The sequence below is a fragment of the Streptococcus mitis genome (assembly GCF_001579035.1).
Taxonomy (GTDB): Bacteria; Bacillota; Bacilli; order Lactobacillales; family Streptococcaceae; genus Streptococcus; species Streptococcus mitis_J.
The window spans coordinates 5,580-9,219 of sequence record NZ_KQ970290.1 but is presented as its reverse complement, the minus strand read 5'-3'; the positions used below and the strand labels follow the sequence as shown (position 1 = coordinate 9,219).

The window sequence follows — 3,640 nt, the reverse complement described above, 5'->3', positions numbered from 1 at the left end:
GTACCGAATTTTTCTTGACCATACGGACGAAGAGAGATATTGGCATCCACACGCATAGAACCCTCTTCCATCTTAACGTCAGAAATGCCAGCGTACTGGATAACTTCCTTGAGGGCTGTTAGATAAGCGTAGGCTTCCTCTGGGGAACGCATGTCGGCTTCAGATACAATCTCAATCAAGGGTACCCCTTGGCGGTTGAGGTCAACGTAAGAGTAGCCATCTGTACCGTGGGTGTTTTTACCAGCGTCTTCCTCTAGGTGGGCACGTTCGATACCGATTTTCTTAGTCGTACCGTCTTCAAGCTCCACTTCAATCCAACCGTTATAACCGATTGGCTCATCAAACTGAGAAATTTGGTAGGCCTTTGGATTATCAGGGTAGAAGTAGTTTTTGCGGTCAAAGTGCATCTTTTTATGGATGTCCATGTTGAGGGCAAGAGCAGCCTTGATACCGGCATCGACAACACCTTTGTTGAGAACCGGCAGAACTCCTGGGAAAGACCAGTCAATCACGTTAGTGTTGGCGTTTTGGTCATTTCCAAAGTGGGCAGAAGTAGGTGAGAAGATTTTTGAATTGGTGTTGAGCTCTACGTGGACTTCAAGTCCAATGATTGTTTCAAAGTTCATTAGTTGTCACCTCCAAAAATCACGGGTTGTTGTTTGTGGTGGTCTGTTGTTGCTTCAAAAGCAGCAGCAGCTTGGTAAATAGTTTCCTCAGAGTACTTAGGACCAATCAATTGCAGACCGACAGGTAGTCCTTGAGCGAATCCAGCAGGAATCGAAATTCCAGGCAGTCCTGCCAAGTTTACAGGTATAGTCAAGAGGTCAGCCAAGTACATGGCAACTGGGTCATGGTTGAGTGAGTCCAAGTCATAAGCAACACTTGGAGCAGTTGGACCCAAAATCAAATCGTAATCCGCAAAGACGTTTTCGAAATCTTGGATGATGAGGGTACGGACTTGACCAGCCTTCTTGTAGTAAGCATCGTAGTAACCTGATGAAAGACTGAATGTACCTAGCATGATACGACGTTTCACTTCTTCACCGAAACCTTGGCTACGGCTGTTTACATAGATTTCATCAAGATTAGTCGCATCCTCTGCACGGTAGCCGTAACGGATACCATCAAAACGTTGCAAGTTTGATGAAGCTTCTGATGAAGCGATGATGTAGTAAACGGCAACTCCGTATTTAGAGTGAGGAAGGCTGACTTCTTCAACGATAGCACCCAGTTTTTCAAAGTGCTTAGCAGCATTCAGAATGGTTTCCTTAACCTCTGGATCAATTCCTTCACCGAGGTATTCCTTAGGTAAAGCAATTTTCATGCCCTTGATGTCTTGACCGATTTTTGAAGTAAAGTCGGCAATGCGGACAGGGGCAGAAGTAGAGTCTTTGGCATCTTCGCTGGCAATAGCGTTGAGCAAGAGGGCATTTTCTTTAACAGTTGGAGCAAAAGGCCCAATCTGGTCTAATGAGCTACCGAAGGCAATGAGACCGAAACGTGAAACTGTTCCGTAGGTTGGTTTGAGACCAACGATTCCGTTGAAGGCAGCAGGTTGGCGGATAGAACCACCAGTGTCAGAACCAAGTGACAAGCGGACTTGCCCAGAAGCTACGGCTGCGGCAGAACCACTTGATGATCCACCAGGAACTTTTCCTTGATCCCAAGCGTTTTTAGTGGCACCATAGTGAGAAGTCTCACCAGAACCACCCATGGCAAATTCGTCCATGTTGGTTTTCCCAACAACAATCATACCTTTAGATTTTGCATTGGCAACGGCTGTCGCATCAAAGATTGGCTCATAGTTGTAGAGCATTTTTGAGGCAGCAGTTGTGAGAATACCGTCAGTAGAGATATTATCTTTAACTGCAAGTGGAATTCCTGATAGGACATTATCAGCATCGATTCCAGCTTGGTCAATAGCCTTGGCTTGAGCAAGGGCTTGCTCCTCAGCGATGGTAACAAAAGCGTTGATAGCTGTCTCGCGAGACTTGATATCTTCAAGCGTAGCTTGTGTCAATTCCGTTGCTGAAATTTCCTTAGAAACAAGGAGATTGTGCAAGTCTTCAATGGTTTTATTGTTAAAAGTCATTAGGCATCTCCTCCATCGTCTAGGATAGCTGGCACCTTGATATAGTAGTTGTCTTTTTCAGGTACGTTTTTAAACAAGCGATCACGGTCTGTTCCTTCTTCGGCCATATCAGGGCGGAGTACAGTCTTGCGGTCAGCCATGGTTGTAGTCGGTGCGACACCAGTTGTGTCAACTTCGCCCAGCAATTCAACCATGTCAACAATCTTAGATAAGGTAGTTGCAAAGGCAGCAGTTTCTTCTTCAGAGAATCTTAATTTTGAAAGATTGGCAACGTGTGTTACCTCTTCTTGCGTAATTTTCATCTTGCATCCTTTCGTGAAATGATGATTTTTAGTCTGTTCTATTTTACCATATTTTCCTATAAATAAGGGAGGGGGAAGTGAAAAGAAATAGAAATTGAAAAAAATGCTAAAATCCGATATAATGAAGTGTTGAAAGGAATGGTAAAATCCAATGTAGAAATCATTCTTAGCTATTGAAACAAGAAAAATAGAGAATCTAAAGAAAGAGAACTTATGAATATTCAAGAAGAAATTAAGAAACGCCGTACCTTTGCCATCATCTCCCACCCTGACGCGGGGAAAACAACCATCACTGAGCAGTTGCTCTACTTTGGGGGCGAGATTCGTGAAGCTGGTACCGTAAAAGGAAAGAAAACGGGGACTTTTGCCAAGTCTGACTGGATGGACATCGAGAAACAACGTGGGATTTCGGTTACTTCATCTGTGATGCAATTTGACTACGACGGCAAGCGCGTGAATATTTTAGACACGCCAGGGCACGAGGATTTCTCAGAAGATACCTATCGTACCTTGATGGCGGTGGATGCTGCGGTCATGGTCGTGGACTCTGCTAAGGGTATTGAGGCGCAAACCAAGAAATTGTTTGAGGTTGTGAAACATCGTGGCATTCCAGTCTTTACCTTTATGAACAAGCTGGACCGTGACGGTCGTGAGCCTTTGGATCTCTTGCAAGAATTGGAAGAAATCTTGGGCATTGCTAGCTACCCTATGAACTGGCCTATCGGGATGGGGAAGGCCTTTGAGGGCTTGTATGACCTCTATAACCAACGTTTAGAACTTTATAAAGGGGATGAGCGTTTTGCTAGCCTAGACGATGGGGACAAACTTTTTGGTAGCAATCCTTTCTACGAGCAAGTCAAGGATGATATTGAGCTTTTAAATGAAGCTGGGAATGAGTTTTCAGAGGAAGCTATTCTGGCTGGAGAATTGACACCTGTCTTCTTCGGTTCAGCCCTTACTAACTTTGGTGTGCAGACCTTCCTTGAGACTTTTCTCAAGTTTGCTCCAGAACCACATGGTCACAAGAAAACAGATGGCGAAATTGTGGATCCTCACGACAAGGATTTCTCAGGATTTGTCTTTAAAATCCAAGCCAACATGGACCCTCGTCACCGTGACCGTATCGCCTTTGTCCGTATCGTATCTGGCGAATTTGAGCGCGGTATGAGCGTCAATCTGCCTCGTACTGGTAAGGGGGCTAAACTTTCGAATGTGACTCAGTTTATGGCGGAAAGTCGTGAGAATG

Annotated in this window: 3 protein-coding genes and 1 pseudogene; 1 reads left to right on the top strand and 3 read right to left on the bottom strand. The window is 44.8% G+C overall.

Translation table 11 applies throughout. The features are described from left to right. The 3 genes and pseudogenes from SMIDD26_RS08200 to gatC all read right to left on the bottom strand — a co-directional run. Positions 1-626: pseudogene (locus SMIDD26_RS08200) on the bottom strand (Asp-tRNA(Asn)/Glu-tRNA(Gln) amidotransferase GatCAB subunit B); the annotation flags it as partial. Beyond that, positions 626-2,092 (bottom strand): Asp-tRNA(Asn)/Glu-tRNA(Gln) amidotransferase subunit GatA, encoded by a 1,467-nt coding sequence (gene gatA, locus SMIDD26_RS08195; RefSeq protein ID WP_061439798.1) that lies wholly within the window; start codon positions 2,090-2,092, stop codon positions 626-628. The pseudogene SMIDD26_RS08200 and the gene gatA, both read right to left, overlap by 1 nt. After that, the gene (gene gatC / locus SMIDD26_RS08190; RefSeq protein WP_050242200.1) at positions 2,092-2,394 is read right to left on the bottom strand and encodes an Asp-tRNA(Asn)/Glu-tRNA(Gln) amidotransferase subunit GatC; all 303 of its coding nucleotides are present in this window, start codon (positions 2,392-2,394) and stop codon (positions 2,092-2,094) included. Before gatC ends, gatA begins: the two co-directional genes overlap by 1 nt. 213 nt (positions 2,395-2,607) lie before the next feature. Between gatC and SMIDD26_RS08185 the strand changes: the two genes are divergently transcribed. Then, positions 2,608-3,640: peptide chain release factor 3 (locus SMIDD26_RS08185; protein WP_246747000.1), on the top strand; the 1,033-nt coding region annotated here is incomplete at its 3' end.